This is a genomic window from Acinetobacter sp. TY1, assembly GCF_048551395.1.
Lineage (GTDB): Bacteria > Pseudomonadota > Gammaproteobacteria > Pseudomonadales > Moraxellaceae > Acinetobacter.
Genome location: NZ_JBLYZK010000022.1, coordinates 1 through 25422 on the forward strand (window position 1 = coordinate 1; position 25422 = coordinate 25422).

The following is a 25422-nucleotide window of genomic DNA, read 5'->3' on the forward strand; positions in this document are numbered from 1 at the left end:
ACTATGATAAGATTAACCCGTTAGGTCAGGTGGCCTAACTTAAATAAAAAAGTCTCCGACAAACCCGGTACGGTTCATCTTTTAAAATGCCCTCATTGAAAGTACAATCTTGGCATGATCCTGTACAACAAAATCGTTCTAAAGCAACTAAAGTATTTGCATGGCTAAGCATTTTGTTCATGGGCACATTGGCGGGAGGTTATTATACTTGGAATATATTTCAGGATTATCAGGCTGAGCAAAGCTTTAAACTAGATTTATATACACAACAACAAAATGATATCGTGATTGAACAGCGCAAAGCTGTTGGACATGTAAAACAAGTTTATTTTTCACAAAAGTCACGTGAAGCATTGAATGAAACAACTTCTAATCAGACTGAAACAAGGCAAATGACAGCAAAAGTGATTGCGCCTTCACTAGAAAAAAATGAACAAGCATTACAGAAGTCGGAACAGAAAGAAAGACCCGCCGCTGATGTTCGTGTCACAAGTGATTTAATAAAGCGTAGTCAGATCATTGATGAAGGTAGCAATCAAAATTAATAAAAAACGCCATTAAGATGGCGTTTTTTAATTTGATATTGAGAATTCAAGAAAAATTATCTTAAGTCACAGAATTGCATAAAGGCTTTCAGACCTGGTCCTTGATATTTTTGACGATGTACAAGCATGAACAATGGGCGCGCTAATTGCCAAAAAGGCGTATCGAGAATTACCAATTGATTTTTTTCAAGTAAGGGTTCAATCGCAAGTTTCGAAATACATGATATGCCTAAGCCACCAGCAACAATTTTTAAAATAGCTTCATTGTGTCCAAGTGTGAGGCGAATATTGGCATTTTCCAAATCTTTTAAAATAGCAGTATCAAACACTTCTCGTGTACCTGAACCTTCTTCACGTAAAATCCATTCCGCTTGTTGAAAATCTTGAGGTTTTAAAAGACGGTTTAATTGTGCTAAAGGATGATCAGGTGCACAGCACACGGCTAACTCATCATCACGCCAATGGATACACTGTAGTTGTGGTAAATGGCACGAGCCTTCAATGAGGGCTAAATCGAGCTGAAATTGATTGACTGCTTCAATCATCTGGCGGGTATTGCCCACTTGTAGTTGCAAGTGTGCTTTTGGTTGCATTTGCAAAAAATTAGCCATTAAATCAGGCATCAGATAATCACTAATGGTCAGTGTTGCGCCAATGCGTAAATCAATACTTTGCAGTTCACCTTTAGCTGCTTGTTCAAAAGCATCACAACGACCTAAAATTTCCAATGCTTGTGGCAGTAAAAAACGACCAAGATCATTGAGTTGTAAGCGTTTTCCAAGGCGATCAAAGAGTGGAGCACCCAAACCATCTTCGAGGTCTGCCAATGCCATACTTGCTGCACTTTGGGTTAGACGAACAGCATCACTTGCCTTGGTGACGGTACCTTCTTGAGCCACGGCTACAAACACAGCCAATTGGCGTAAAGTCATACGCATGGAGATCGCCTTAACATTTAAAATTATTCATCATTTAGCCTGTCATGCTAACATGAGCTGTATCACTCACGCCACGTAGAAATCATGTCAATTGATAAATTTAGCTTAGAAACGGTTTTATCTGTACATCGTTGGACCAATACTTTATTTAGTTTCACCATGACTAGACCTGCTCATTTTAAATTTACCGCAGGTCAGTTCGCTCGTATTGGTTTAAAAGTAGGTGATGAATTGGTGGTTCGGGCATATTCAGTGGTGTCATCACCCTTTGATGAAACGCTCGAATTTTTCTCAATTGTCGTACCCGATGGTGCTTTCACCTCAAATTTGCAACATTTAAAAGTAGGCGATGAGCTGTATTTGGAAAAAATTCCTTATGGATTTTTAACGTTAGCGCGTTACCAATTGCCTTTGCCACAAGATTTATGGTTACTTGCGACAGGAACTGGTTTAGCCCCATTTATTTCGATGCTACAAGATTTTGAGACATGGACGAAGTATCAGCATATCAATCTTGTATATAGTGTACGTACTGAAGCTGAGTTGGCATATGTAGCGCGAATTCAAGAGATTGCCGAAACTTTTGGCGAAGGGCATCAGGGTTTTAAATTTATTCCAATTATTACACGTGACCCAAATGCGATATTACATGATCGTTTACCAGTGTTGATTGCAAATGGCGAATTAGAAAAAGAGGCAGGTTTGGCTTTTAATCCTGCGACTACGCATGTCATGCTCTGTGGCAATCCACAAATGGTTGATGATACCAAAGATGCACTTAAAGCGCGTGGTTTGACTATGAACCGTCGTGGTGAAGGTAATATTGCAGTCGAAAATTATTGGTAATGTTGGATCAGGGTAAGTGTTAGATCAATGAAAAACTCAGATGTGTGATTCAAAATATTGATGCTCTAAACATAAAATCCTCAGAGTTGAGGATTTTTCTATACCCCATATTTTTATTTTTAAATTAAGCTTTAATGGACAAACATATCCATCATTTCACGTAATTCTTGAATCGCTGTTGCTTGGTCGCAGCTTAACCATGTTGGCTCAAAAATGCCTGAATAATGTTCTAGGCGATCTTGTGGAACGACTAAACGAATTGGACAATCTTCCTCAATTAAGCGCCATGGAATAATAGGAACTTCATTATCCAAAAAGGCAGCGACATCTCGAATATCAATAATCATCGCGTTGATACAATCAGGCAATGGCATAACAGACAATTCTTCAGTACGACGACGAAAAAACTCTAAGTCACCCCATTTTAGAATATAACTCGGTTTCTTAAATTCAACGATACCAATCAAATTTTCATCACGCGTTGTATGTAAAAAACACTGTGCAGTGACATCTGTGTCTAGATCAAGCGAGACACTTTGCCTAAGATAGGTCATACCTGAATTGCCAAAAATTGAGCGGGAACATAGTATAGCCCACTTTCAAACTGAACATGCTAAATCCCCTAATTTACTTTTTTATTTGAGTTGTTTTAAGATTGGATGAATATTATTCTATTTTTGGAATGTGATTGTAAAACATAAGCTTAATAAATAGTCTTGGAGTATTCGCTTCATCGGAAAAAAATGACCCGAATTCACCTGTTCATTAAAATATAAATGAGTACACAATGACCTTTATATTATTTAAAAATATGCATAGTATTTTGAATGAACTTGTATCTATTTGATAAAAAATGAAGGAGAAAATCAATGACCGATAAAAAGCCGAATAAATTCGTTGCACCTATTATTATTGCGGGAATTACGGTAGGTTTTTTGGCAAGTGCTTATAAATTTGTTTTTGCCAATAAAGATACATCTCGTGCTGATATACAGAAAAAACAAGATTCCACGGACAGATCTCAAGTTAAAAAAAATGACCAAAAAGATGAATAATTTTTAATCGTTATAGACTTTTGATGTGAAATAAATTAGATTTAAATTATTAATATATAAAATATTAATTGATAATGTAATTGATTGGGTCTGAAGAAGAAGGAACTTCTATGAAATTTATCACTATTTTTAAAAAGATTGTTTTGGCAAAATTAAGCCAATTGGAAAAACGTATTCAGAGCATTGCACCGCAAGATCCAATGGATCAAGCTATTGCACGTGCCCATACATCTCAAGCGCAGTTATTTCAAATGGATTATTTGGAATAAGTTCTATATTGGATGATATTGATTTAGATGTCACAAAAAAGCAGTTTGAATTAATGACAATTCAAACTGCTTAATTTTTTGTAAGGTATTTTACTTATACATATTCAGATGCTGCATGTGCAGAAGCCCAAGCCCATTGGAAATTAAAGCCCCCTAAATGTCCTGAAACATCCAAAATTTCACCAATGAAAAATAAACCTTTTTGTTTTTTACTTTCCATGGTCTTCGATGAAACTTCAGTGGTATCGACACCGCCTAAAGTCACTTCTGCAGTACGGTAACCTTCAGTACCAGAAGGCTTAACTTCAAATTGATGTAATTTATTGGCAATGCTTTCAAGCTTTTCATCGCTGAGTTGCCCTATTGCTGTTTCAGCCCATTCAGCCCAAATTAAAGTCTGTAATTCAAGCACCACACTTTTTGGTAAATGTTCAGCCAATAATGTACGCAAAAGTACTTTAGGATGGCTTTGTTTTTTTACTTTAAATAATTCAAACAGTTCTACAGCAGGTAAAAAGTTAATGTTAAAACTTTGCCCAACATTCCAATAATTTGAAAGCTGTAATGAACTTGGACCACTCAAACCACGATGGGTAAACAATAAGGCTTCAGTAAAGCTATTGAGTTCATTTGATAAAGTTGCTTCTACTGCATTACCACTGAGTCTTGTTGTGACTTCTTTGAATTGATCGGAAAAAGTAAACGGCACTAATCCTGCACGAGTGGCGTGAATGGAATGTCCAAATTGTTTGGCAATGTCATAACCAATAGCAGAACCACCAAGTGTTGGAATAGATAAACCGCCTGATGCAACAACTACCGATTCAGCTTCAAAATAACCTTGATTTGTGGCTACTTGAAAATTTTTACCATCAACAGTTGAAACCGCTTTGACTTCGCAACTGGTTTTAATATCGACAGATTTTGTTTTTTCACATTCATTCAATAACATGGCTAAAATTTCTTTCGCACCATTGAGTGTGAATAATTGCCCATGTTTCCGCTCTTCGTACTCGATGCCATATTCACAAACCATGCCGATAAAATCCCAATTGGTATAACGGCTGAGTGCCGAAATAACGAAATGTGGATTATGTGAAATGAAGTTTTCAGGCTCAACATAAAGATTGGTAAAGTTACATTTACCACCGCCTGACATGAGAATTTTTTTACCAATTTTATTTGCTTTTTCAACTACTAAAACTTTACGCCCACGGGCAGCAGCTTTGGCAGCAAGCATTAAACCTGAAGCACCAGCGCCGAGAACAATAACATCATAGAGGTTGGAAGACATGACACACTCAAGAGGGGGGAGAAGAAAGCACAGCATTATAGACAATATTGCTTTCGATTTCTTGCGTATCTTTTTAGTTGCAGATTTGACAAAAAATTTCTAGCTGTTACATCATTGATTTGAATCAGAAAAGGGCATTTTTCGTCCCTGTAAACCACCTGAATGAATCACCAATATTCGAGTATTTTTCGCAAAATGATTATTTTCGATTAAATTCAAAAGTCCAAATAGCATTTTGCCTGTATAGATCTGCTCTAAAGGAATTTGATATTGTTGTTCAAAATTTTGTATAAACGTAAATAATTCAACAGTGGTTTTGGCATAGCCTCCAAAACAATAATCATCTGTAATTTTCCAATTAGATTTAGTCGTTTTAAGAGCAATTTCTTTTTGTAAAAATTCACCTTTAAGTGCTGAAAAGCCTAAAATTTTTTGATGAGTCGAACTTGCTTCAATGAGTCCTAAAATTGTTCCACCTGTACCGACGGCACAGCAGATCACATCATAATTTTTACGATCATCATCGGTTAATATTTCCTGACAGCCTAAAATGGCAAGCGCATTACTACCGCCTTCAGGTACGATGTAGGCATCAGGATGTTCTTTTTTGAGTTGTTGTAAAAATGCTTCTGTATCTTTTTGACGATATTTTTCTCGTGAAAAAAATTGCAGTTGCATGCCAAAATGTTGCGCTTTAGATAGGGTATGATTTAAAGGTTTATCTGCTAACTCTTCACCCCTAATAATACCTATACTCTCAAAACCAAACAGATGTGCTGCATAAGCTGCCGCTGCAATATGATTGGAATATGCGCCACCAAAGGTAATGATTTTTTTTGCAGCTTGTTTTTGTGCTTCAAGTAGGTTGTGTTTCAGTTTAAAAAATTTATTGCCCGAAATGTGTGGATGAATTTGATCGAGTCGTTTAATGGTAATTTGAACAGGTGAATCTAAGGTCAATGTTTGATAAGACACAGTTTGGGCAATACGATCAAACATAGACATATAGACAATTCCTTATAAAGTTGAGTACATTGTATATGTAATAAGTTTTACAACGACATTCTTATAATTGATAAAAAGACATTATTTAGTGTGATGCTGTATTTTCAGAATGGTAGTTGTTTCGAGCGAATTTTCCCAAATTTACTCTTCCGTTTGATGATGCTTTCGCATGAGATTGGTTTGAAAGCCGATTCACATATTTAACGGACATTTTTTTGATCAAAACCCTTACTATTTATATCATTCATTTTTAAATTTAAACTTTAGAGAGTTACTTAAAGATCAGATAAGTTAAAGTGAATGATGACGATTAAAATAAAAGCATTTTTTGATATATCTATCTGATTTAACAAATCTAAATAAAAGAGAACCCAAGTGAGTGTAATAAAAACAATTATTTTTATAGTCAGTTTGTTGAGTACATTATTTATTATGGGTTGTGATATGAAAAAAGATCCAACTCAGGAGAAATCAGAAAATAAAAATGAGTTAAAAGAAAAGTTTAATCATTGGAAAGCCGAGCAAGATCCTAAACTTGTAGATGATTATTTTCAATTTATACGCCAATATTTAACACAACCACCAACAAAGCTTGAAATTATGACCAATCGTAATGTCATGGTGAAAGCATGTGAATCAGAGCGTTTTGCTATTCCACCGAAAGCGTATTGGAATAATATTATTGGGAGTTTAAAACTACTCGATCAATTGTATCGTGATGCATATTTTGAACGTTACACCATTACAGCAATGTATCGTAGTCCATCGCTCAATACCTGTGTGAATGGGGCTAAGCAAAGTAAGCTCGTTTATCATTATGCAGTCGATTTTCATGTACTTGATCCGAAAGAAACACATGAGCAAGATCGTAAATTATTGGTCAAAGCCTTATGTCAATTTTGGCAAGCTGAAGGTAAAAAATTGAAGATGGGTTTAGGTATGTATGGAAATAATCGTTTTCATATTGATACTCAAGGCTATCGAACATGGGGTAAAGACTTTAAGTCAAAAAGTTCGCCGTGTTTAAAAGAATCTGTAAATTAAGTTATTCATTTTAAGATGCAAAACATAAAATATTGAAAATAGATTATTACAATAACAATTGAATGATGAGCTGATTTTTTAAGCAGGAGTGCTATGCTGTAAAGAATAAAAATAATGAATGGGAATCTGTGATGAAAAAATTATCGATAGGTTTGAGTGTATTCGTCATATGTATGTTGGCAGGATGTGACCAAAAAGCACCAACACCGACAAAGACTGAGGTTCGTTCAATTCATATTGCAGGTATGCCTGTATATGAAAAAGATTATCGACTTAATGTGGGTGATTTCAATACTGAACTGAATATTGAAAATAAATAACGATTTAATTTAAGCGGATAGATTGAATGATAAATTGCCAGATCTATCCTGAGCTATTGCATATTTGAATGGCTTAAATTAAATCAATTTTCCAATTTGATGCCTGAATTTCTAAATTATACTGATGTAATTGAGTTGTGATCTCATCATAATGTTTCTGTAAGTCATTCATAGAAATAGTATGAATCCATGAAGGATCTTGTTTATATAAATGGTAGTCTTCATTCACCTTATCAATTGCTTGCTGAAGAATCATTTGTTGATGTTTCAATGCTTGTCGATCTGCAAGTACATTTAATATTTTACGATTATGAATCGTTTTTGTAGCGGCATTGGTCGCATTAATACGATGGGTCAATTCGTAAATTTCTTTATTTACTGCAAATGCTTCACGAATTAAACTTTGTGGTGCCACACTGAGTTTAGCACCCGCTTTGATTAATAAGTTGTTATTTATACGTTGCTGTAAAGCATCTCGCTTTGTAATAAGATCAATACGAAGTAAAAGTGCTTCAGCAATTGTCATATTTTTAAAAGTATTCTTTAAATTCATTGAACTTATTTTTAAGTATTTGTTAATTATGTGCACTAGTTTAAGCTTTTTAAATTATAAAATAAAGTAAATAATATATGTTAAAATCAGTATCTTACATGCAATATGAATTAACGGTTTTTTAGGGGTTAAATATTTCATTTTTTTATTTAGAGAATTTAATTTTTAGTTCATTTTTGCAGTAAAATTACGCAAATTTATTCAATGATAAGGTTGGCCACTTGGAATCATTAGTTATATTGGGTTCTATTGCTTTTGCGCTGATGCTCGGTGCAATCAGTCCAGGTCCAACGTTTATTTATGTAGCTAAAAACTCGATTGCGATTTCACGCCGTCATGGTTTGTTTACTGCTTTAGGTACAGGTACAGGTGCAGCTTTTTTTGGCTTACTTGCTGTAATGGGCTTGCAGGCTATTTTATTGGCAGTCCCTTCAGCCTATTTGGTTTTAAAAATTTGTGGTGGTCTATATTTACTTTGGCTTGCCTATAAGATTATTAAACATGCCAATGAACCGATGGAGCAGGCAGATAGTCAGGCTCAGGTGATGAGTTATGCTCAAGCATATCGTTTAGGTTTTATTACTCAGCTCAGTAATCCTAAAATTGCGATTGTTTTGGCGAGTATTTTTACTGCACTATTACCAAAAGAAATTCCAAGTTATTTTTATGTGGTTTTGCCGATGTTGTGTTTTTTTATTGATGCAGGTTGGTATTCACTTGTTGCCGTTGCTTTATCTGCGGAAAAGCCACGCCGTGTGTATTTAAAATTTAAGAAAGTATTTGACCGTATTGCTGGTGGGGTAATGACTTTACTTGGATTAAAGTTAATTTTTGGGATGAAGTGATAAACATTAATACGTTAGTTCCTGTTGGAACTACAATGGTTTGCCCATTTTTGAAAAATTTAGTAATTAGTTTTAGGAGTAGCATTTAAATAAGGAATTATTTCAGTATTTATTTTTCTATTCAAGTTGTGTACAAATAACTGTTGAAGGAACAACTATTATAATTAATTCAATGTAAAGAAAGTTCTTGAAACTATTTCCCATGATCATAATAACAATAAAAATAAAGAGTGCCCACATCAAATTGCGGATACAGCCGTAGAAAAATGCTTTTCAAAAAGTTGTTGGAACTATTTTGGCTTTATAGAAATGCTCAAATAAGAATTGGGTGATTACGGAAGAAAAAAGCCAAATACATAACCTAATGGGGAATTCAAATAAGTGTACCAATCATGGGAACAACAATCGAAGGAGTGATTAAACCTTGTAAAAAATATTGTGGATTTCGTAGAATGGTCGATGCATGGAATGTGAGGGTAACACAAAATGTCCCAATAAAAGGACTAATCGTAACAGAGCATATAATATTTTAATCAACACGAATTAAAGAGCACGAATAATGATTTATAAAGCTTTATTTTTAAGTTTAATGTATGGGGGTGTATGCCAAGCATATGCAAATGAAGAAATATATGAAACACGCTATGGTCAGTTTCAAATCAAAGAATCTAATGAATATCTAGGTGGTGCATTATATTTTAATAATAAACTAGTTAATCCTGTGATAGAAGGTAACAATAGTTTAGATGTTGAGGGGATTTATCAGTTGAAAGGCGATGATGTGCTTCTTGTGGAAGACGTAGGAGGACGTGGTTGCCCAATCACTTTGTATTTCGTAAAAATTGCTCCGACAAAGAAAGTTAGTGTTTCACCCGCTTTTGGTTCTTGTTCTGATCTAATCAACGTGAGTACAACAACGAGTCAAATTGTTGTCAAAATGCCTGATTTTATCGGGGCGCCGGAAAGTGAAGCCCAAGAAAGAGCAGTGGCACAGCATAAAATGATTTATATTTATGATGGTCATGTAGTTAAAGAAAATGGAAAAATAGTGCAGCAAGATAATTAAAATAGTGTGATTATAGATTTAAGTGATAAAAAGCCCCTACATCAGTAGAGGCTTTCATCTTAAAGTATTAAACCTTAAGAAACCTTATCGCCCGCTTTAGCACCAGATTCAGGTGAAATCACCCAAACACCTTCGCCATTGCCCGCAGCTAGAACCATACCGTTTGAAATACCAAAACGCATTTTACGAGGTGCAAGGTTTGCCACCATCACCACCAATTTGCCTTTAAGGTCTTCAGGTTGGTAAAACTCACGGATACCGCTAAATACGTTACGTGGTTCAGCTTCACCAACATTCAAAGTCAATTGAAGAAGTTTGTCAGAACCTTCAACAGTGCTTGCATCTAAAACTTCTGCAACACGAAGGTCAATTTTCATAAAATCTTCGATGCCGATGGTGCTTGTGTTAAGAGCTGCTTCACCGACTTTAGGTTCAGGTTTTTTCTCAACGGCTTTCTTTTCTTTTTTCTTTTCAACTTTTACAGGTTCAGCCGCAGCAGCTAAAGAGTCCTTAGAAGCATCAACCATAGAGGCAACAGCTTTCGGGTCTACACGTTGCATAAGTGGTTGGAACTGCGCAATTTCATGATCAACTAAAATAGTTTTGCCTGATGCAAAGTTGAAGTTGTCCATTTTCAAGAAGTCTTGAACTTGGCTTGCAAGTGTTGGCAATACAGGTGCAAGATAAATTGCCAATTGGCGGAACAAATTAATGCCGACAGAACATACATCATGAACTTGTTGTTCTTCGCCTTCAATTTTCGCCAAAGCCCACGGCTTTTTCTCATCAATATATTGGTTAGCTTTGTCTGCAAGTGCCATGATTTCACGAATTGCAGCAGAAAACTCACGAGCTTCATAAGATTTGGCAATCGAATCGCCTGCATCAATAAAGCTTTGAACCAGTTCAGGCTCTGTACAGGTTGTTGATAATTTATTATCAAACTTGGTGTTAATGAATTTTGCACAACGGCTTGCAATATTCACGACTTTACCGACTAAGTCTGAATTCACTTTTTGTACAAAATCATCCAGATTCAAGTCAGAATCCTCAACTTTATCAGATAGTTTCGAGGCAAAGTAATAACGTAAATATTCAGGATTTAAATGCTCTAAATAGGTTTCTGCTTTAATGAATGTACCACGAGATTTTGACATCTTCTGACCATTCACAGTTAAGAAACCATTGACGAATAGACCTGATGGCGTACGATAATTCGCACCTTCAAGCATTGCAGGCCAGAACAATGCGTGGAAATAAACGATGTCTTTTCCAATGAAGTGATACACCTCATTTTTAGAATCTTTTTTCCAATACTCGTCAAAGCTGAGTTCAGGACGTTTAGTTTTGATGTAGTTTTCAAAACTCGACATATAACCAATTGGCGCATCGACCCAAACGTAGAAATATTTATTTGGCGCATCAGGAATTTCAAAACCGAAATATGGTGCATCACGAGAAATATCCCAATCGTTCAAACCATTTTCAAACCATTCATCAAGTTTGTTTGCGATTGAAACAGGTAAACGACCTTCATCACGTGTCCATTTTTGCAAATATTCTGCAAAGTTTGGCAATTTAAAGAAATAATGATCAGATGATTTTTCAACAGGTGTCGCACCGCTCAAAGTTGAGCGAGGGTTGAGTAATTCTGTTGCATTATAGGTTGTACCGCAAACTTCGCATGAGTCTCCATACTGATCTTCAGCTTTACATTTTGGGCATGTGCCTTTGATAAAACGATCAGACAAGAACATGCTTTTTTCAGGGTCAAAAAGCTGTGTAACAGGGCGAATGGCAATATTGCCTGCATCACGGTTTTTGATATAAATTTCTGAAGAACGGTTTTTATTTTCGTCGCTATGCGTTGAATCATAATGATCAAAAATGACATTAAAGCCATCAAAATCACGGATGTGTTCTTTTTGCACATTCGCAATTTGCGCTTCAGGGCTAATACCATTTGCTTCTGCACGAAGCATAATTGCAGTGCCGTGAGCATCATCTGCGCAGACATAAGTCACGTCATGTCCCATTGCACGCATGGCACGAACCCAAATATCTGCTTGGATGTAACCGAGTAAATGTCCCATATGAATTGGGCCATTTGCGTATGGAAGGGCATTAGTCACTAAAATATTACGCACGGATAGACGCTCTCATTCGTATTTTATATAAGGTCATCGATTTTAACGTAATTGCTGTGAAGATGCACAATAGAATCGGTGAAATGTTTTCAAAATAATGTTTCTGTATATTGTTTGCCAAAGAATAGCGATAATGTCGCTTTGATGCCGTCCGATTTGAGTGCCTATAGATGATTAATCATGATTTTAATGACATTGACCATGATGATTTTGATCGTGAAGTAACACGGATTCCCCAAAATTTGAAAGCCAAACAGCAGTTAGAAAATAACATTCTCAAACAGGCTGAAAATTATCTTGAAGATATTTCAGAAGATGAGCATTCATTTTTAATCAAAACATTGCAGAACCTTGCTGTCGATGAATCGTATTTCAATGTAATTGCAGAAAATTTAGAACAGCCAATTGGTACAAAATTTGCCAATGATGCCTTGAACTTGTTACATTTTTGGAAATTAATCAATGATGTAGATGATGTTAAAACTTTTGATTTATTGGATGTTGTGAATGGCACATTCTTCCAGTCTGAAATGCTCAAAGCCTTTGATACATTGGAAATAGGTGAGCAAAAAGAACAATTTAAAACGGTTTTGGTGCAAAGTTTTAAACTTTATCAATCTGAATTTTATGTGGGTTGTGTTCCTGTGCTTTATGCGCTTTTGGAAGGATTACTTACGGCTGTACTGGTTCAACATGGCTATTTAAAACAACAAGACAGTAAATTTATTGATGTGTATAAAATTGTTCCTGGCTTAAAAGGGCATGAAATTAAGAGTTTATGGCATAAGGCTAAAATTGCTCATGAATTAAATCCGTACTTTTCAGAATTACCCGCTTATAAAATGGATAGTAGCTCGACTGTGAGTGCAACACGTCATAATATTTTGCATGGTTCTGAACTGAATTGTTTTACCCAAGGTCGTTGTTTTGTGTTGTTTATTTGGTTGTTTGGTACAGTGAGCTTTATGGGGAATGTTCGTTCGTAAAGTATATTGGTCAAAATAGATAATAAATGTATGGAAATGATAGGTGTGGTTTGGCATAAAACTTCACCTAAATTTCACACAGCATTCAAATAAAATACAATTCAAAATTAGATGCTAAAGCCAAGATTAGAAGAGGAGTAGCTCATGCGATCTTGGTCATTATTTTTATCATCCATGTTTGCGAGTGTAGGTTCTGTACTCAGTTTGGTGATTCCATTTTGTCTATTTTTAAATTTTTATCATGGCGATTTATTTGTATCAGCTTCTGATCGAAGCGCGAAGCGGGGCATAGAAGTCATCGTTTATCTCACTCCAATGTTGATATTGATTGGATTTGTGTGTTTTAGCTGTATTTTTCGATTATTCACCTCACCACTTAAAATTTTTGAGCCTCAAAAAATATTTAAATTATTTTATAAATTAGGCTTTATTTGGTTCGGCTTAATATTTTTCTTTCAGTTTTTAGATGGCAGAATGGCTGAATTAAGCGAGAGTTTGTACTTTGGTTTGATTGGCTTCATTATTTTAATCATTCCACTATTTATAGGTGTTATAACTGGTCATTTCCTATATTTATATATAGGCAAAGGGATATTTAAAATGAGGGACAATAAAAAAGTAATTGCAAATTATAAAGCGTTACAAATTCCGCCCTTATAATAAACTATGCTAAATATAGAGCATCTCAAACGGAAAATTTTTCAAATGTTGAAATTGATCGCAGAAGACTTTATCCAAATTGATAAGATTGACATCGTTTTGCCTTTATATAAAGAATTGGTAGAGAAAACCAAGTTAGAGCAGGGCTGTATTTCTTATGATCTTTACCATGATCTTAAAAATAAGGGGCATTTTGTTTTTATTGAAGAATGGCAAGATAGAAATGCTTTAGACGTACATGTAAATTCTGAACATTTTCAACGTTTAGTGCCACAAATAGATCAATACAAACGCCAAGATGGGATTTTTACTCATATGCAAAATTTTACAGAACTATTTTAAAAGTAAACTTTTTTTAAAGTTCACTTTCAACGAGATGTTTAACTTTTAAAGCTTTTTCAAAATGATCGAGTCGATGTGTTTGAATCCACCATGTTGCCACTTGCATAAGTGTTGCGGGATCATCATTTTTATTGGCGAAAAAAGCATAAAAGGAAAGTCCGACATTTTCACCTTTAGAGACAATTTTTTGTTCACATATTTTGATCATTTTGGTTTTGATTTCAGCGTTCATTCAAATCTCTATTCTGTAAGTAAAATTAAAAATTGAAGTTGAGTGTATAATTTATTCGTAACATTGTGTAGGACAATAATTGCAAATTGCATTTTTTTTACTTTTATAGATGCTCAGTTGTTATAAAAGAGAAGACATAAAACCATTGGAGCAAATAACATGACAACATTTGATGATTTAAAAAATAAAGCGTCTGAAGTTGCTGATGATCTAAAACTTAAAGCAAAAGAAGCAAAATTAGGTGCTGAAAAAGTCGCAGATGATTTAAAGCATAAAGCGCAAGAAGCTTTACTTAAAGGGGAAAAAGTCCTCAATGATTTAAAACACAAATCTGATGATTCTACGGATGAAAGTAAAGATTCAGAGTCAACAACAGCAGAAAATGTTTCTAAAAAAGACGATACGGCACCGAAAGCATAAGGTTAGGTGTTAAAGACTTGAGTGTTTCTACCATCGCTATTTGTCGTGAATAGAAAAATAAAACCACTGTTTTAAATATAAAAGCGGTGGTTTTATCTTTTGGAATTCTATTGTTTTAGAATGAAGATGAGTTTTGAAAATATAGTAATATCTTAGTTTCTAGACCATACAATTTTACGTACTTGGTTATTAATGATTGTCAAGGTATAGGTGATACCTGAAATTTCATACACATAATCAGAAACAGTTTTTACCACATTGTCCTCTTTAATTTCATAAGTATTCATAGATTTAGGTGATTGGTTTAGCCGAGTTACCACATCACTAAAACTGTCACCAATAGAGACGATTTGACCTGTGACAGTACGAATTGAAGTTGTTTCACTTGCTGCAAAAGTTAAAGTTGAAGCCGACATAGTCAATGCGATGATGCATGCAAATATAGATTTCATGAACACTCTCTGATTATTGTTGTGGTTCTTTCAAGAAAACCACTTAAAATGATGGACTAAACTAGACCATAGCTCAAAAAACAATTTGATTTTGTATATGAAATATTAATTTTGTCTAAATAATGTACTTTTTATCTCGTTAAAATCATTAAAAGCTTTGTTATTAACGTCATTAAAAAAATATTAATACATCTATAAATGCAGTTTTAAATTATTTACCCAAATGAACCCTATTTATTAACTTAACCTGAGTGCAATTTATCGTTAAACTATAGCTTCATGTTTACCTTAGTACGTTTTGTACTTCTTGTTGTATTTTGCCTTGGAGCATCGTATGTCGTGGCTTTCTTCTCTTAAATCAGTCTTTTCACCTGCTCCGGAGGTGAATGAAGAAGGCGTTCAGCACGTATTACAAAACTATATTTTGCCTGAATCGAGTAATGCGCTAAAAGATCGTATTACACAGGTTAATGTGGAAGGTAAAATTTTACAGATCACCATCAATACCTTTCCAGAAGAAGCTGATCATTTACAAAAAATTCATGATGATTTAGCAAGTGCTTTAGAGGCACATGGTATTCAAGAGTTGAATATGCATGTAATTCAGCAAAAAATTCAACATGGTGAAGGCTGTTCAAGTCATTCACATGGTCAAGAAGGGCATAGTTGTTCAAGCAAGCCTCAGACCGAAACTCAGACTCAAGCAGAACCGACCAAATTACCACCTGTGATGGATGCATCTGCGAAAACTGAAGAAGATCCAAATAATCCACCGATTCAAAAAGCTGCACCACAACAACGTGATATTGCAAAACATCCGCGTATTCAAAATGTGATTTTGGTGTCTTCGGGCAAAGGTGGTGTGGGTAAATCGACTACTACAGTAAACCTTGCTTTGGCATTACAGCAACTTGGTTTAAAAGTCGGTGTATTAGATGCTGATATTTATGGTCCAAGTATCCCAACCATGTTGGGTAACTCAGGTATGACACCAAAAATTGAAGGTGAAAATTTCGTACCGCTTGAAGCACATGGTTTGGCTGTATTATCCATTGGACACTTGATTGGTAAGGAAAATACACCAGTGGCTTGGAGAGGACCAAAAGCAACGGGTGCGCTTATGCAACTGTTCAATCAAACGCTTTGGCCTGATTTAGATGTATTGATGATTGATATGCCACCAGGTACAGGTGATATTCAATTGACTCTTGCACAACGTATTCCTGTAACGGGCGCAATCATTGTGACGACACCGCAAAACGTTGCACTTATGGATGCTGTTAAAGGTATTGAATTGTTTAATAAGGTCAACATTCCAGTGATGGGTGTCGTTGAAAATATGTCTACACACATTTGCTCGAACTGTGGACATGAAGAACAAATTTTCGGTACAGGTGGTGGCGATCAATTATCTGCTCAGTACGATATTCCACTGCTTGGGCGTTTACCTTTAAACGTACAAATTCGTGAAAATGCTGACGCAGGTAAGCCTTCTGTCATTGTAGGTGATGCTGTAGCTGATAATTATTTAGAGATTGCACAAAAAATTGCCGATAAATTACCTAAAGTTGAAAAGAATAAAAGCAGAATTTTCTAATATTTCACTAAAAAAATTTAATAAGCCCACTTTAAACAGTGGGTTTTTTATTGTAGAAGAAACAGATGGCGTAGTTTGTATATAAAAAACACACTTAAATGTTTTGATTACAAACCAGTTACATTTTTTTCATAAGCTGTCCTCAGTTAAGGTGCCTAATCATAACCAATACATAATACGATATAGATCGAGTTTAGTGATGAAAGCTTTAATTCAAACTGTTGTTCTTGCTGTTTCTACTGCAATTATTGCTGTACCTGTGATGGCGAACTCAACAACAGCAACACCAACGTTAAAACAAATTACAACTGCTGTTGCTCAACCACATGTTGATAAGCAAAAACAGGCATTAAATGTGAAAGAAATGAAAGCGAAAAAAGAAGCTGATGAAAAAGTTGGCAAAGCGAAAGCCAAAGCAGATAAAGAGGCTACTCGTGCAAAAGCTAAAAATGATAAAGCCTTAAAAGTTACTTCAGAGAAACAAGCTAAGCTTGTGAATGAAAAAGCCAAAGCAGATCAGAACGTATAATTTGCAAGAGATATGAAAAAAACATTTACGGGTCACTAAAACTTCGAGCTGTATCGCATTAATTTTGCGTAGAAAAGCCTGATATTGTTCAGGCTTTTCTACTTTTAGAGAATTTAAAAGTAAATTTTATTGTTTTATAAAAGAGAAAAATTTTGAGGAAATTATAAATGAAAAATTTAAATATATTGAATAATAAAGTTTTTATGAGTGTACCCAACACAGCTAATGGTGATGTAAATAGCGCCACACGTTTTTATTACAACCAAAAAGGGAGTGTAATCACTGCACATTATGAAGGAGGCGTGGTTCAGCTTGGCTCTATTATTGGGAAAATGTTAGATGCAGAAAGCTTTCAGATTTGTTATCAGCATTTGACCGTAACAGGTGAGCTAAGAGCAGGGCAGTGTACAACTCATATTGAGTTGCTCGATAATGATGTGATTAAGTTAGTGGAAAATTGGCAATGGCTCAATGGTGATTTATCGACGGGGCACTCAGAACTCATAGAAGTCGTTTTGAACTAATTGATTATAAATATTATTTGAAGTACGAAAACTGAGTTTACTGATGACGATTACGCCATTTTTTTATGACTGTCCAACGCCAATAAATACGTGTAAGCGTAAATAAAACTACTGCAAATAGTAGGGCTTCAATCAATAATCCTGTAGCTAAAATTTTGGCTAGACTAAAATCGATATGTCCATGTCCAAAATTTTGAATCCAATGGACAATTTGATGAAAAACGCCAAGGAGCATATCTTTATTAATCATGTGTACACCATAAATTTGTGTACCAATCCAAAATGCAAAAATTAAAATTGGCACAATGGTGAATGGATTCATGATCCAAGCCAACAATAAACTAATGGGTAAATTGGCTTCAAATAATAAAACAGTGATAATAATCAATGCACTATGTAGTGGAATAGGTAAAATTCCCCAAAATGTACCAATAAATACTGCTTTAGAAATAGATTTACGATTGACATACCAAAGCTGAGGATTTGAGGCATATTTACCAAAAATCTTGATGATTTTCAAACTGTTGACTCTTTCAGGCGAAGGGAGCCAGGACTGAAAAAAATGCTTTGCCATAAATAATGATTAAAATAAGAAAAAGATGATTGTGCATGATTACATTTAAAAACGACAGTGATTTGCTGTAGTTATAGATAAATTGTAAATGCGAGATGTTAAAGATTAACTCATCAGACTGAATATAACCTTAAATATGTAAATAGATGTATTTAATGTTGTATTAAAAACTATGTAATTAACTGATTTATATTAATTTAGTGTGATATTTGTCACATTTTCATTCTATGGTGACCTTTAGGTCAATATATTTTGAATAATAGTTAAATATATGTTTTTAAATAACAAATATTTTAAATTAATCAAAAAAATATCTCATCTTACAATTAATTTTTTGCTAAGTGACACAAACTGATTTAATCTGCGCTCAATTGAATAGTGAGGTCATTTAATGATTTCATGGTTTTTTGTTGGCTTAGTCATCACCATTTTATTGACACCTGGTCCAACTAATACACTTTTAGCATCTTCTGGTATTCAGTCAGGTATTCGTAAATCTTTACGTTTAATTCCTGCTGAAGCACTGGGCTACCTCATTGCAATCTCAATTTGGGGATTGATCATTGGCACAGTATCAAAAAAATTTCCAATGATTCCTGTCATTTTGAAGCTCTTTAGTGCTGCTTATATTTTTTATTTAGCAGTAAAGTTGTGGCGTACTGCAACAGTACGAGAAGATTTTACTCAACCAAGTATTCGTCCTCGTGAGTTGTTTTTAGCAACACTGTTGAATCCCAAAGCATTATTATTCGCAACGGCTATTTTTCCAGTATTTGTGTGGCAAAGTACTACGGCATATAGTGCACATATGCTGACATTTTTATTGCTGATCGTACCGATTGCTTTTTTTTGGATTATGATTGGTTCGGTCTTGGCATCCAATAAAATTAGTTGGTTGAATCAATGTAATATGCAACGTACAGCTTCTTTAGTATTAATTAGTTTTTCTGTTCCATTGAGTTATTCGGCTTTGGCAACATTATAATGAATATTTTATCTTTATTTTTCAGTGCTAGATTTCCAATCTAGCTTGTGTCTGTTGATTGTTTTAGTTCATGAAAAATACGTACTCATTTCTTTCAGTATCGTTTTACGTTAAAGTACTGCGCAATTAACACTGTTTTTTGGATATCTATAAATGGCGATTAAATCTGATCGTTGGATTCGCGAAATGAGCGAAAAACACGGCATGATCGAACCCTATGCAGCAAACCAAGTTCGTGTAAATGAACAAGGTGAAAAGATTGTTTCTTATGGTGTTTCAAGCTATGGCTACGATGTTCGTTGTGCACCAGAATTCAAAGTGTTCACCAATGTACATTCTGCTATTGTTGATCCTAAAAACTTTGATGAAAGAAGTTTCATTAATATTGAATCGGATGTCTGTATTATTCCGCCGAATTCATTTGCTTTGGCTCGTACAGTTGAGTACTTCCGTATACCACGTAATGTTTTGACCATTTGTTTGGGCAAATCGACTTATGCGCGTTGCGGTATTATTGTAAACGTCACCCCACTTGAGCCTGAGTGGGAAGGTCACGTCACTTTAGAATTCTCTAATACAACCAATTTGCCCGCACGTATTTATGCAGGTGAAGGCGTTGCACAAATGTTGTTCTTTGAATCTGATGAAGTTTGTGAAACTTCATATAAAGATCGTGGTGGTAAATACCAAGGTCAAACAGGTGTGACCCTACCTAAAGCTTAAAATATCACGCTAATTTTAAAAGCAAGCTTCGGCTTGCTTTTTTGTTTTTTAAATCAAGTAATATAATTGTTATTAAATATATTTAATAATATTTGTAATTTTAACTTAACATATTGGTTTTTATCGGATAAAAAATATACTTTTTGAGCGTCATTTAAAATTATGCTATAAATAATTTAAAGAATTTAATGTGATTTGTATCGCATAAAAAGAAATACTGAATATAAAAATAATTCAGGTACCCACTAAAGTTGTTCGAGCATTTGCAATGGATGGAGAGTGTTCATGTACAAATTAAAATATTTAAGCCTTGCGTTACTAATAGTTGGAAGTATGGAATTAAATTCAACATATGCAGCAACGGGTTTGACGACATTGTCCGATGAGCAAATGTCTGAAACAATTGGGCAAGCATTGATGAGCTTAACTTACCTTGCTCCTACAGATTCAAAAAATTTAATGGGTAAATATAGTACAGATAAAAATATTGGTTTTTATAAATTAGGTATGGAAGCCGAAATGGAGATGAACACTAATATTAAAAATTTACAATTAGGCTGTGGTGGAACAAATGGGGCTGGGGCTTGCGATGTTGAGATTAAAAATTTATCTTTGAGTGGATTACCTGCTGGATATAACTCTTCAAGTGCAGATTCTCCGAATTATGGAACTCAAAATAGGGCTGAAACAAGTGCAAAACTAACAAATCCTTTTATGGAGTTTGCAATTAGTAATCCTGATTCAGCATCAAAAAGAGAGGTTGTTGGCCTTAGATTTAGTGCAGAAAAGATTACAGGATTATTAACAGCAGGGTTAGAAAATTTAGCACAACCTAGTAGTACAGATGGAATACAAACACTTAGCGGTTTTATGCGTATTGCATCTACAACAGGTGAAGTAAATACTGCACCTGGAAAATTTGGTACTGTTCAGAATCAGTCAATTGGTGCATATATTGATGCGTTAGGAAAGCATTGGATTCAAAGTTATCCAAACTCTGTAAATACAGGATTGGGTCAGACGACAGGTATTACAATACCAGAAATGCAAGGCGTTGGTTTTACAATGCCAAGTTTTCAAGTTAATGGAAATCGCTTAACAACAGCCATTGCTCAAAATGTTTCTGTATTTTTGGATAATATTCCTTTGGCAAGACCAGAAAATTGTTCGGGTGCATCATGTTCTCAATGGGATAATGATAAGTTGTATGTCAATATTAGAGATCCTGATAACCATAATAATCAACAATGTATTGTATGGGTATGTAATTCTACATTTAAGATGGGAGAGGGGTCGACATTATCAAATTTAAATATGAATGTAACTTTTAAGCAAGCACTAAGTATGTTTCATAATATTCCTTTAGAAGGAAATGGTGGATATTTGAGTTTGCAACAAATAGCTTTATTGTGGCCAGGAAGTTATGTGGATTCAGCAGATACTACTGGTAAAACTTTGAATCAAATGATGAGTACAGATGTAGCACAAAAAGGATGGTGGATGTCGTTTGCAGAGCCAGTTAATTTAGGTTATTTAAAAGGGGCAACCGCTGTTGATATTTCATCAGTATTACCTCAAGTTGCTACTTTAATTACTCAAGATTTAACGGCAAATCCTATTTCATTAGGTGGAGGAGATATTTTGAATGCCTTATTTAGTCAGCCTATTACAAAAAAAATGAATATAGATATTGGTGCTTATACAAAGGTGAATCCAGCAACTTTAACTTTGGAGAATTTAAAATTGGTCAATCAAAATGTAGTAACTAACTGTTATGGTAGTTTGAAATTTTGTTAAACAATTGAATTTTTGAATTTAAAAAGCGACTTTAGTCGCTTTTTTTGTGGATCAATGCGATAAAAATACACTGATTAGTATCACTTTTTTTGTTATGATTAATTTTTAAACATATAAAAATTAATGGTTTTTGTCGCGTAGAAAAGCTGATGTGATTGTTAGTTTTTATTTGTTTGGTGGTGAAATTAATAGATTATTTTAATAACTTAAAAATAATCTATCTTGTAAGAAAAAAAATAGAACTAGGAATAGGAAAATGCATAAAGGAATAGTCATGGCATTGGCTTCAATGGGACTCACAGGATTGGTGAATGCTCAAGGAATGGTGCCATTAACAGATGTACAGCTCTCAGAGACAACAGGTCAGGCGTTGATGAGTTTAAATTATATCGATCCTGCAGCGACAAAAAATCCAATGAAGGGGATTGTGACTAATGGTCAGTCAAATAAAATTGGCTTTTATAAGTTAGGCATGGAAGCAGAAATTGAACTAAATGCCAATATTAAGAATCTACAATTAGGATGTGGAGGAGTAAATGGTGCAGGTGGTTGTGATATTGACATTAAGAATCTGTCGTTAAGTGGCTTACCTAGTTCTTATGATGCAGTAGGAAATCCTGTTTATAGTGAAGGTCGAGCATCGACGAGTGGTAAAATGACAAATCCATTTATGGAATTTGCGATTAGTAATCCAGAAAGTTCTTCAACAAGAGAGCTTAAGGGGATTCGTTTTAGTGCTGAAAAAATTGATGCCTTATTGTCTGCAGGTGTGAATAATGGAGCAACGGCTTCAACGACAGATGGGATTCAAAGTTTAAGTGGGTTTATGCAAATTGCAGCAACTTCGGGGACGGTGAATACTGCTGTAGGCACATTTGGTAAAAAAGCAGATGAGATTGTTAAAGGAAATATTAAAGTTGTGGGGATTCTTGGTTCGTCATTTACGAGTTTGCCAAATGATGCACAAACACACGGTATTACATTGCCATCTATGAAAGTTGATTTTGTTACCCCAGCATTCCAGGTGAATGGCTCACGACAAGCGAGTGCGCTGATTGATGGTATTAATATTACTTTAGACCATATTCCATTGGATGCAGGACCGAATAATCAATTGGCTGTTTCATTAAATCCATCAATTCTTGGAGTAGATTATGCTCGGGTGAAATTAAAAGCAGGTTCTGCTGTTAAAAATTTGAATGTAGGTGTAAGTTTTTCTCAAAGTTTAAGTATGATTCATAATATTCCTTTGAAGGGAACAGGGGGCTATTTAGCAATGCAAAGTACTTCATTGCTTTGGCCTGGAGCAAATATTGCTGATGAAGATCGTAATAAAACAAATCTTTTGGATATGTCGGGTGCAACCGATGTTGCAAAAACAGGCTGGTGGATGTCATTTGCTGATCCAGTACAACTTGGCAAATTAGAGGCAACAAATCCTGTGGATATTAGTTCGGTTTATGCTCAAGTTGCATCGTTGATGAATGACCAATTAAAAAATAGTAATCAAACAATTAACTTAGGATTTGGTGAGGCAGTAGAAGCGCTGCAAAATAAGGTTATTGAAACACCAGAAGCTTTGGTTGTTGATTTAAATAAAGCAACGAATCCATCACTTGGCGGTAAACCTGCTTCAATCTTATTGCAAAATTTACAATTGAAAAATCAAAATGTAGTTTCAAACTGCTATGGTGCTCTCAAATTTTGTTGAGTTATTCTTATTTGAAAAAGCAGCTTAAGCTGCTTTTTTTATGTCCGAAGATATTGATTTAAAATTAAAAATAATGGGAGTCACTATATTGTATTTTGCTTTACTAGGTGTGACATAAAACGATTAAATACAATATATTAATAAAATATTCTTAATGATATGGTTTTTAATTAGTATTCGAACAACATATGAGTTTTGTAAGATTACATTAAATGTGCTTGAAATTTTAACTAAATTGCTTGTATTGTGATTTTTATCACAAGTAAATCTTGAAAAATACTTACATACTAAAAAAATATAAACAATAAAAAATACAAATTGTTTAGATATCTTGAAATATTTTGTTTGGGGTAGTTTAGATAGGAAATCCAAATTTTTCTAAGGAATAGAGCGATGTTTAATTTACAAAAAATAGGCTTAAAGCCTTTAACATGGGCAATCTTTGCGCTGAGTTGTGGGAGTGTGCCATTGGTTTACGCAAACTCGAATTTAAGTGTTATGACCGATGAACAAATGTCAGAAACAACGGGTCAGGCGCTGATGAGCTTGTCTTACATATCACCTACAGATTCAGCAAATTTGCAGAGTAAAAATGCACCAGGGAGTAATATTGGATTTTACAAATTAGGTATGGAAGCTGAGCTTGAACTCAATGCAAATATTAAAAAATTACAGTTAGGTTGCGGTGGGGTAAATGGTGCAGGTGCATGTGATATTGATATTGATAATCTAAGCATTAGTGGGCAGGGTGCTACGTCAGCAGAGCGTGCATCTTCATCGGCTAAACTTACTAATCCATTTTTAGAGTTCGCAATTAGGAACCCGCAGTCAGCGTCAACACGTGAGGTGGTAGGGTTAAGGGTAAGTTCAGAAAAGGCCCAAGGTTTGTTAACCGTAGGTACCAATAACGATCAGCCAAATGGTATTAATACACTGTCAGGATATATGGTGGTAGATGGTTATGGAAATGCAACAACTAAAGAAGGAACATTTGGTTTAAAACCAGGTGAAACAGTAAACACAACAGCAGATATCGGAATTCTTTTATGTACTTCTGGTTGTGGGAGCAATCAAGGACTAACCGCTGGATATGGAGCAGGAAGTAGTGGTTCCAATAAAGGAATTAAAATTCCTTCTATGGTTGCCCCATTTACCGTAAATAATGCTGTAGTTAGTGGTAATCGTTTGACCTCTGCCAATGTAAATGCTTCTGCACTTATTCCAGATATTCCAATTAACCAGAATTCAGGACAGTTGGGGGCAAGTTTGAATCAGCAGGCATGTGTTGCTTTGTTTATTTGCGTACAAAATACTTTTATTAAATTAAATACGACAGTAACAGGGTTAAAAGCGGATATTAATTTTAGTGAAGATCTTGGATATATTCATAATTTACCAATTAATAGTTCTGTCTATTTGGCATTGCAGCAACAAGCATTACAATGGCCTGGTGCAAAAGAAGTTGCGCTTAAGGGTTGGTGGTTATCAATGCAAGACCCAGTTAATTTAGGTGATATTACTCCAACAGATCAGATTGATATTTCATCTGTTTATGGTCAATTTGCAACAATTTTAGGTCAAAAATTGCAAGAACCTGCATATAAAATTAGCGTAAATACGGGTGATGGCTTGCAAGCATTATTTGGGTCAGGAATTACTAAAACTGTATCACCTGTCAATTTGAGTGATCGTTCGGTATCAATAGGTTTAAAAGACTTAAAATTATCTACACAAAATGTAGTGCCTAACTGTTATGGTTCACTAAAATTTTGCTAAGAAATCTATCGAATTATAAATAACGTAGAATCATTTTTGTGCACTTAAAGTGATGTTTATTTAAGTAATTATCCAAGCTGATTGTATATATTTTAATATTATATATTTTGTAAGAACGCATTCATTCATCGGAAAATAATATGTGCAGTCGCTAAAGTTTTGCGATAATCAGATAAGTTCTATATTA

Annotated in this window: 29 protein-coding genes; 20 read left to right on the forward strand and 9 right to left on the reverse strand. The window is 34.7% G+C overall.

Annotated elements, in window-relative coordinates:
• Window positions 1-86: 86 nt before the first annotated feature.
• Complete coding sequence (locus tag ACK2M2_RS12035) at window positions 87-545, forward strand: hypothetical protein (protein WP_419348771.1); 459 nt, start codon at window positions 87-89, stop codon at window positions 543-545.
• Window positions 546-601: 56 nt separating this feature from the next.
• Here the strand turns inward: ACK2M2_RS12035 and gigC are convergent, their stop codons facing one another.
• Complete coding sequence (gigC, locus tag ACK2M2_RS12040; RefSeq protein WP_409511171.1) at window positions 602-1483, reverse strand: LysR family transcriptional regulator GigC; 882 nt, start codon at window positions 1481-1483, stop codon at window positions 602-604.
• Between the two features lie 84 nt (window positions 1484-1567).
• On the opposite strand from gigC, the gene ACK2M2_RS12045 reads away from it, so the two are divergent.
• Window positions 1568-2329, forward strand: coding sequence for a ferredoxin--NADP reductase (locus ACK2M2_RS12045; RefSeq protein WP_419348775.1), 762 nt, complete (start codon window positions 1568-1570; stop codon window positions 2327-2329).
• A gap of 131 nt (window positions 2330-2460) precedes the next feature.
• Here ACK2M2_RS12045 and ACK2M2_RS12050 read toward each other — a convergent pair whose 3' ends face one another.
• Window positions 2461-2883: a hypothetical protein gene (locus ACK2M2_RS12050; RefSeq protein ID WP_409511173.1), complete on the reverse strand. Its 423-nt coding sequence runs from the start codon at window positions 2881-2883 to the stop codon at window positions 2461-2463.
• Window positions 2884-3198: 315 nt separating this feature from the next.
• On the opposite strand from ACK2M2_RS12050, the gene ACK2M2_RS12055 reads away from it, so the two are divergent.
• Entirely contained in the window at window positions 3199-3384 is a 186-nt protein-coding gene (locus ACK2M2_RS12055) for a hypothetical protein (protein WP_409511174.1), read from the forward strand.
• A 110-nt stretch (window positions 3385-3494) separates the two neighbouring features.
• Complete coding sequence (locus ACK2M2_RS12060) at window positions 3495-3653, forward strand: hypothetical protein (protein ID WP_409511175.1); 159 nt, start codon at window positions 3495-3497, stop codon at window positions 3651-3653.
• 94 nt (window positions 3654-3747) lie between these two features.
• Here the strand turns inward: ACK2M2_RS12060 and ACK2M2_RS12065 are convergent, their stop codons facing one another.
• On the reverse strand, window positions 3748-4947 hold the full coding sequence (locus tag ACK2M2_RS12065; protein WP_409511176.1) for an NAD(P)/FAD-dependent oxidoreductase: 1200 nt from the start codon (window positions 4945-4947) through the stop codon (window positions 3748-3750).
• Window positions 4948-5058: 111 nt separating this feature from the next.
• Window positions 5059-5946 (reverse strand): 1-aminocyclopropane-1-carboxylate deaminase/D-cysteine desulfhydrase, encoded by an 888-nt coding sequence (locus ACK2M2_RS12070; RefSeq protein WP_419348863.1) that lies wholly within the window; start codon window positions 5944-5946, stop codon window positions 5059-5061.
• Between the two features lie 450 nt (window positions 5947-6396).
• On the opposite strand from ACK2M2_RS12070, the gene ACK2M2_RS12075 reads away from it, so the two are divergent.
• Together ACK2M2_RS12075 and ACK2M2_RS12080 are read left to right on the forward strand one after the other, a co-directional pair.
• Window positions 6397-6996, forward strand: a complete 600-nt coding sequence (locus ACK2M2_RS12075) for a D-Ala-D-Ala carboxypeptidase family metallohydrolase (protein WP_419348780.1) — start codon at window positions 6397-6399, stop codon at window positions 6994-6996.
• Window positions 6997-7127: 131 nt separating this feature from the next.
• Complete coding sequence (locus ACK2M2_RS12080) at window positions 7128-7316, forward strand: NF038215 family lipoprotein (protein WP_419348782.1); 189 nt, start codon at window positions 7128-7130, stop codon at window positions 7314-7316.
• A gap of 73 nt (window positions 7317-7389) precedes the next feature.
• On the opposite strand, the gene ACK2M2_RS12085 is transcribed toward ACK2M2_RS12080, so the two are convergent.
• Window positions 7390-7842, reverse strand: coding sequence for a DIP1984 family protein (locus ACK2M2_RS12085; RefSeq protein WP_419348785.1), 453 nt, complete (start codon window positions 7840-7842; stop codon window positions 7390-7392).
• Between the two features lie 248 nt (window positions 7843-8090).
• Here ACK2M2_RS12085 and ACK2M2_RS12090 point away from each other — a divergent pair, with 248 nt between their 5' ends.
• Together ACK2M2_RS12090 and ACK2M2_RS12095 are read left to right on the forward strand one after the other, a co-directional pair.
• A complete protein-coding gene (locus ACK2M2_RS12090) occupies window positions 8091-8714 on the forward strand; it encodes a LysE family translocator (protein ID WP_419348788.1) in 624 nt (207 codons plus the stop codon).
• Window positions 8715-9273: 559 nt separating this feature from the next.
• Window positions 9274-9780, forward strand: a complete 507-nt coding sequence (locus tag ACK2M2_RS12095; RefSeq protein WP_419348791.1) for a hypothetical protein — start codon at window positions 9274-9276, stop codon at window positions 9778-9780.
• Window positions 9781-9854: 74 nt separating this feature from the next.
• Here the strand turns inward: ACK2M2_RS12095 and metG are convergent, their stop codons facing one another.
• Window positions 9855-11927 (reverse strand): methionine--tRNA ligase, encoded by a 2073-nt coding sequence (metG, locus tag ACK2M2_RS12100; protein WP_409511182.1) that lies wholly within the window; start codon window positions 11925-11927, stop codon window positions 9855-9857.
• Window positions 11928-12097: 170 nt separating this feature from the next.
• On the opposite strand from metG, the gene ACK2M2_RS12105 reads away from it, so the two are divergent.
• The 3 genes from ACK2M2_RS12105 to ACK2M2_RS12115 all read left to right on the forward strand — a co-directional run bounded on the left by ACK2M2_RS12105 (window position 12098) and on the right by ACK2M2_RS12115 (window position 13915).
• On the forward strand, window positions 12098-12913 hold the full coding sequence (locus tag ACK2M2_RS12105) for a hypothetical protein (RefSeq protein WP_419348794.1): 816 nt from the start codon (window positions 12098-12100) through the stop codon (window positions 12911-12913).
• Between the two features lie 144 nt (window positions 12914-13057).
• Window positions 13058-13573 carry a hypothetical protein gene (locus tag ACK2M2_RS12110; protein ID WP_419348797.1) on the forward strand — a complete coding sequence of 172 codons (516 nt, stop codon included), beginning with the start codon at window positions 13058-13060 and terminating at the stop codon, window positions 13571-13573.
• Between the two features lie 45 nt (window positions 13574-13618).
• Window positions 13619-13915: a putative quinol monooxygenase gene (locus tag ACK2M2_RS12115; RefSeq protein WP_419348800.1), complete on the forward strand. Its 297-nt coding sequence runs from the start codon at window positions 13619-13621 to the stop codon at window positions 13913-13915.
• A gap of 13 nt (window positions 13916-13928) precedes the next feature.
• Here the strand turns inward: ACK2M2_RS12115 and ACK2M2_RS12120 are convergent, their stop codons facing one another.
• Entirely contained in the window at window positions 13929-14147 is a 219-nt protein-coding gene (locus tag ACK2M2_RS12120) for a DUF6500 family protein (RefSeq protein WP_419348802.1), read from the reverse strand.
• Window positions 14148-14306: 159 nt separating this feature from the next.
• Between ACK2M2_RS12120 and ACK2M2_RS12125 the strand changes: the two genes are divergently transcribed.
• Window positions 14307-14567 (forward strand): hypothetical protein, encoded by a 261-nt coding sequence (locus ACK2M2_RS12125; protein WP_409511187.1) that lies wholly within the window; start codon window positions 14307-14309, stop codon window positions 14565-14567.
• A 152-nt stretch (window positions 14568-14719) separates the two neighbouring features.
• On the opposite strand, the gene ACK2M2_RS12130 is transcribed toward ACK2M2_RS12125, so the two are convergent.
• Window positions 14720-15019 carry a hypothetical protein gene (locus ACK2M2_RS12130; protein ID WP_419348805.1) on the reverse strand — a complete coding sequence of 100 codons (300 nt, stop codon included), beginning with the start codon at window positions 15017-15019 and terminating at the stop codon, window positions 14720-14722.
• 334 nt (window positions 15020-15353) lie between these two features.
• On the opposite strand from ACK2M2_RS12130, the gene apbC reads away from it, so the two are divergent.
• The 3 genes from apbC (at window position 15354) to ACK2M2_RS12145 (ending at window position 17669) form a co-directional block, all read left to right on the forward strand.
• Window positions 15354-16616 carry an iron-sulfur cluster carrier protein ApbC gene (apbC, locus tag ACK2M2_RS12135; protein WP_419348808.1) on the forward strand — a complete coding sequence of 421 codons (1263 nt, stop codon included), beginning with the start codon at window positions 15354-15356 and terminating at the stop codon, window positions 16614-16616.
• 199 nt (window positions 16617-16815) lie between these two features.
• Complete coding sequence (locus tag ACK2M2_RS12140) at window positions 16816-17145, forward strand: hypothetical protein (RefSeq protein WP_419348811.1); 330 nt, start codon at window positions 16816-16818, stop codon at window positions 17143-17145.
• Between the two features lie 167 nt (window positions 17146-17312).
• The gene (locus ACK2M2_RS12145) at window positions 17313-17669 is read left to right on the forward strand and encodes a hypothetical protein (RefSeq protein WP_419348814.1); all 357 of its coding nucleotides are present in this window, start codon (window positions 17313-17315) and stop codon (window positions 17667-17669) included.
• A gap of 37 nt (window positions 17670-17706) precedes the next feature.
• Here ACK2M2_RS12145 and ACK2M2_RS12150 read toward each other — a convergent pair whose 3' ends face one another.
• Window positions 17707-18243, reverse strand: a complete 537-nt coding sequence (locus tag ACK2M2_RS12150) for a DUF2062 domain-containing protein (RefSeq protein WP_409511192.1) — start codon at window positions 18241-18243, stop codon at window positions 17707-17709.
• 391 nt (window positions 18244-18634) lie between these two features.
• Here ACK2M2_RS12150 and ACK2M2_RS12155 point away from each other — a divergent pair, with 391 nt between their 5' ends.
• From ACK2M2_RS12155 to ACK2M2_RS12175, 5 genes are all read left to right on the forward strand, one after another.
• Window positions 18635-19228 carry a LysE family translocator gene (locus tag ACK2M2_RS12155; protein ID WP_419348817.1) on the forward strand — a complete coding sequence of 198 codons (594 nt, stop codon included), beginning with the start codon at window positions 18635-18637 and terminating at the stop codon, window positions 19226-19228.
• Window positions 19229-19381: 153 nt separating this feature from the next.
• Entirely contained in the window at window positions 19382-19951 is a 570-nt protein-coding gene (dcd, locus tag ACK2M2_RS12160) for a dCTP deaminase (protein WP_409511194.1), read from the forward strand.
• A gap of 285 nt (window positions 19952-20236) precedes the next feature.
• The gene (locus tag ACK2M2_RS12165) at window positions 20237-21748 is read left to right on the forward strand and encodes a hypothetical protein (protein ID WP_419348820.1); all 1512 of its coding nucleotides are present in this window, start codon (window positions 20237-20239) and stop codon (window positions 21746-21748) included.
• 256 nt (window positions 21749-22004) lie between these two features.
• Window positions 22005-23459, forward strand: a complete 1455-nt coding sequence (locus ACK2M2_RS12170) for a hypothetical protein (protein WP_419348823.1) — start codon at window positions 22005-22007, stop codon at window positions 23457-23459.
• 393 nt (window positions 23460-23852) lie between these two features.
• Window positions 23853-25235 (forward strand): hypothetical protein, encoded by a 1383-nt coding sequence (locus ACK2M2_RS12175; RefSeq protein WP_409511197.1) that lies wholly within the window; start codon window positions 23853-23855, stop codon window positions 25233-25235.
• Window positions 25236-25422 lie beyond the last annotated feature (187 nt).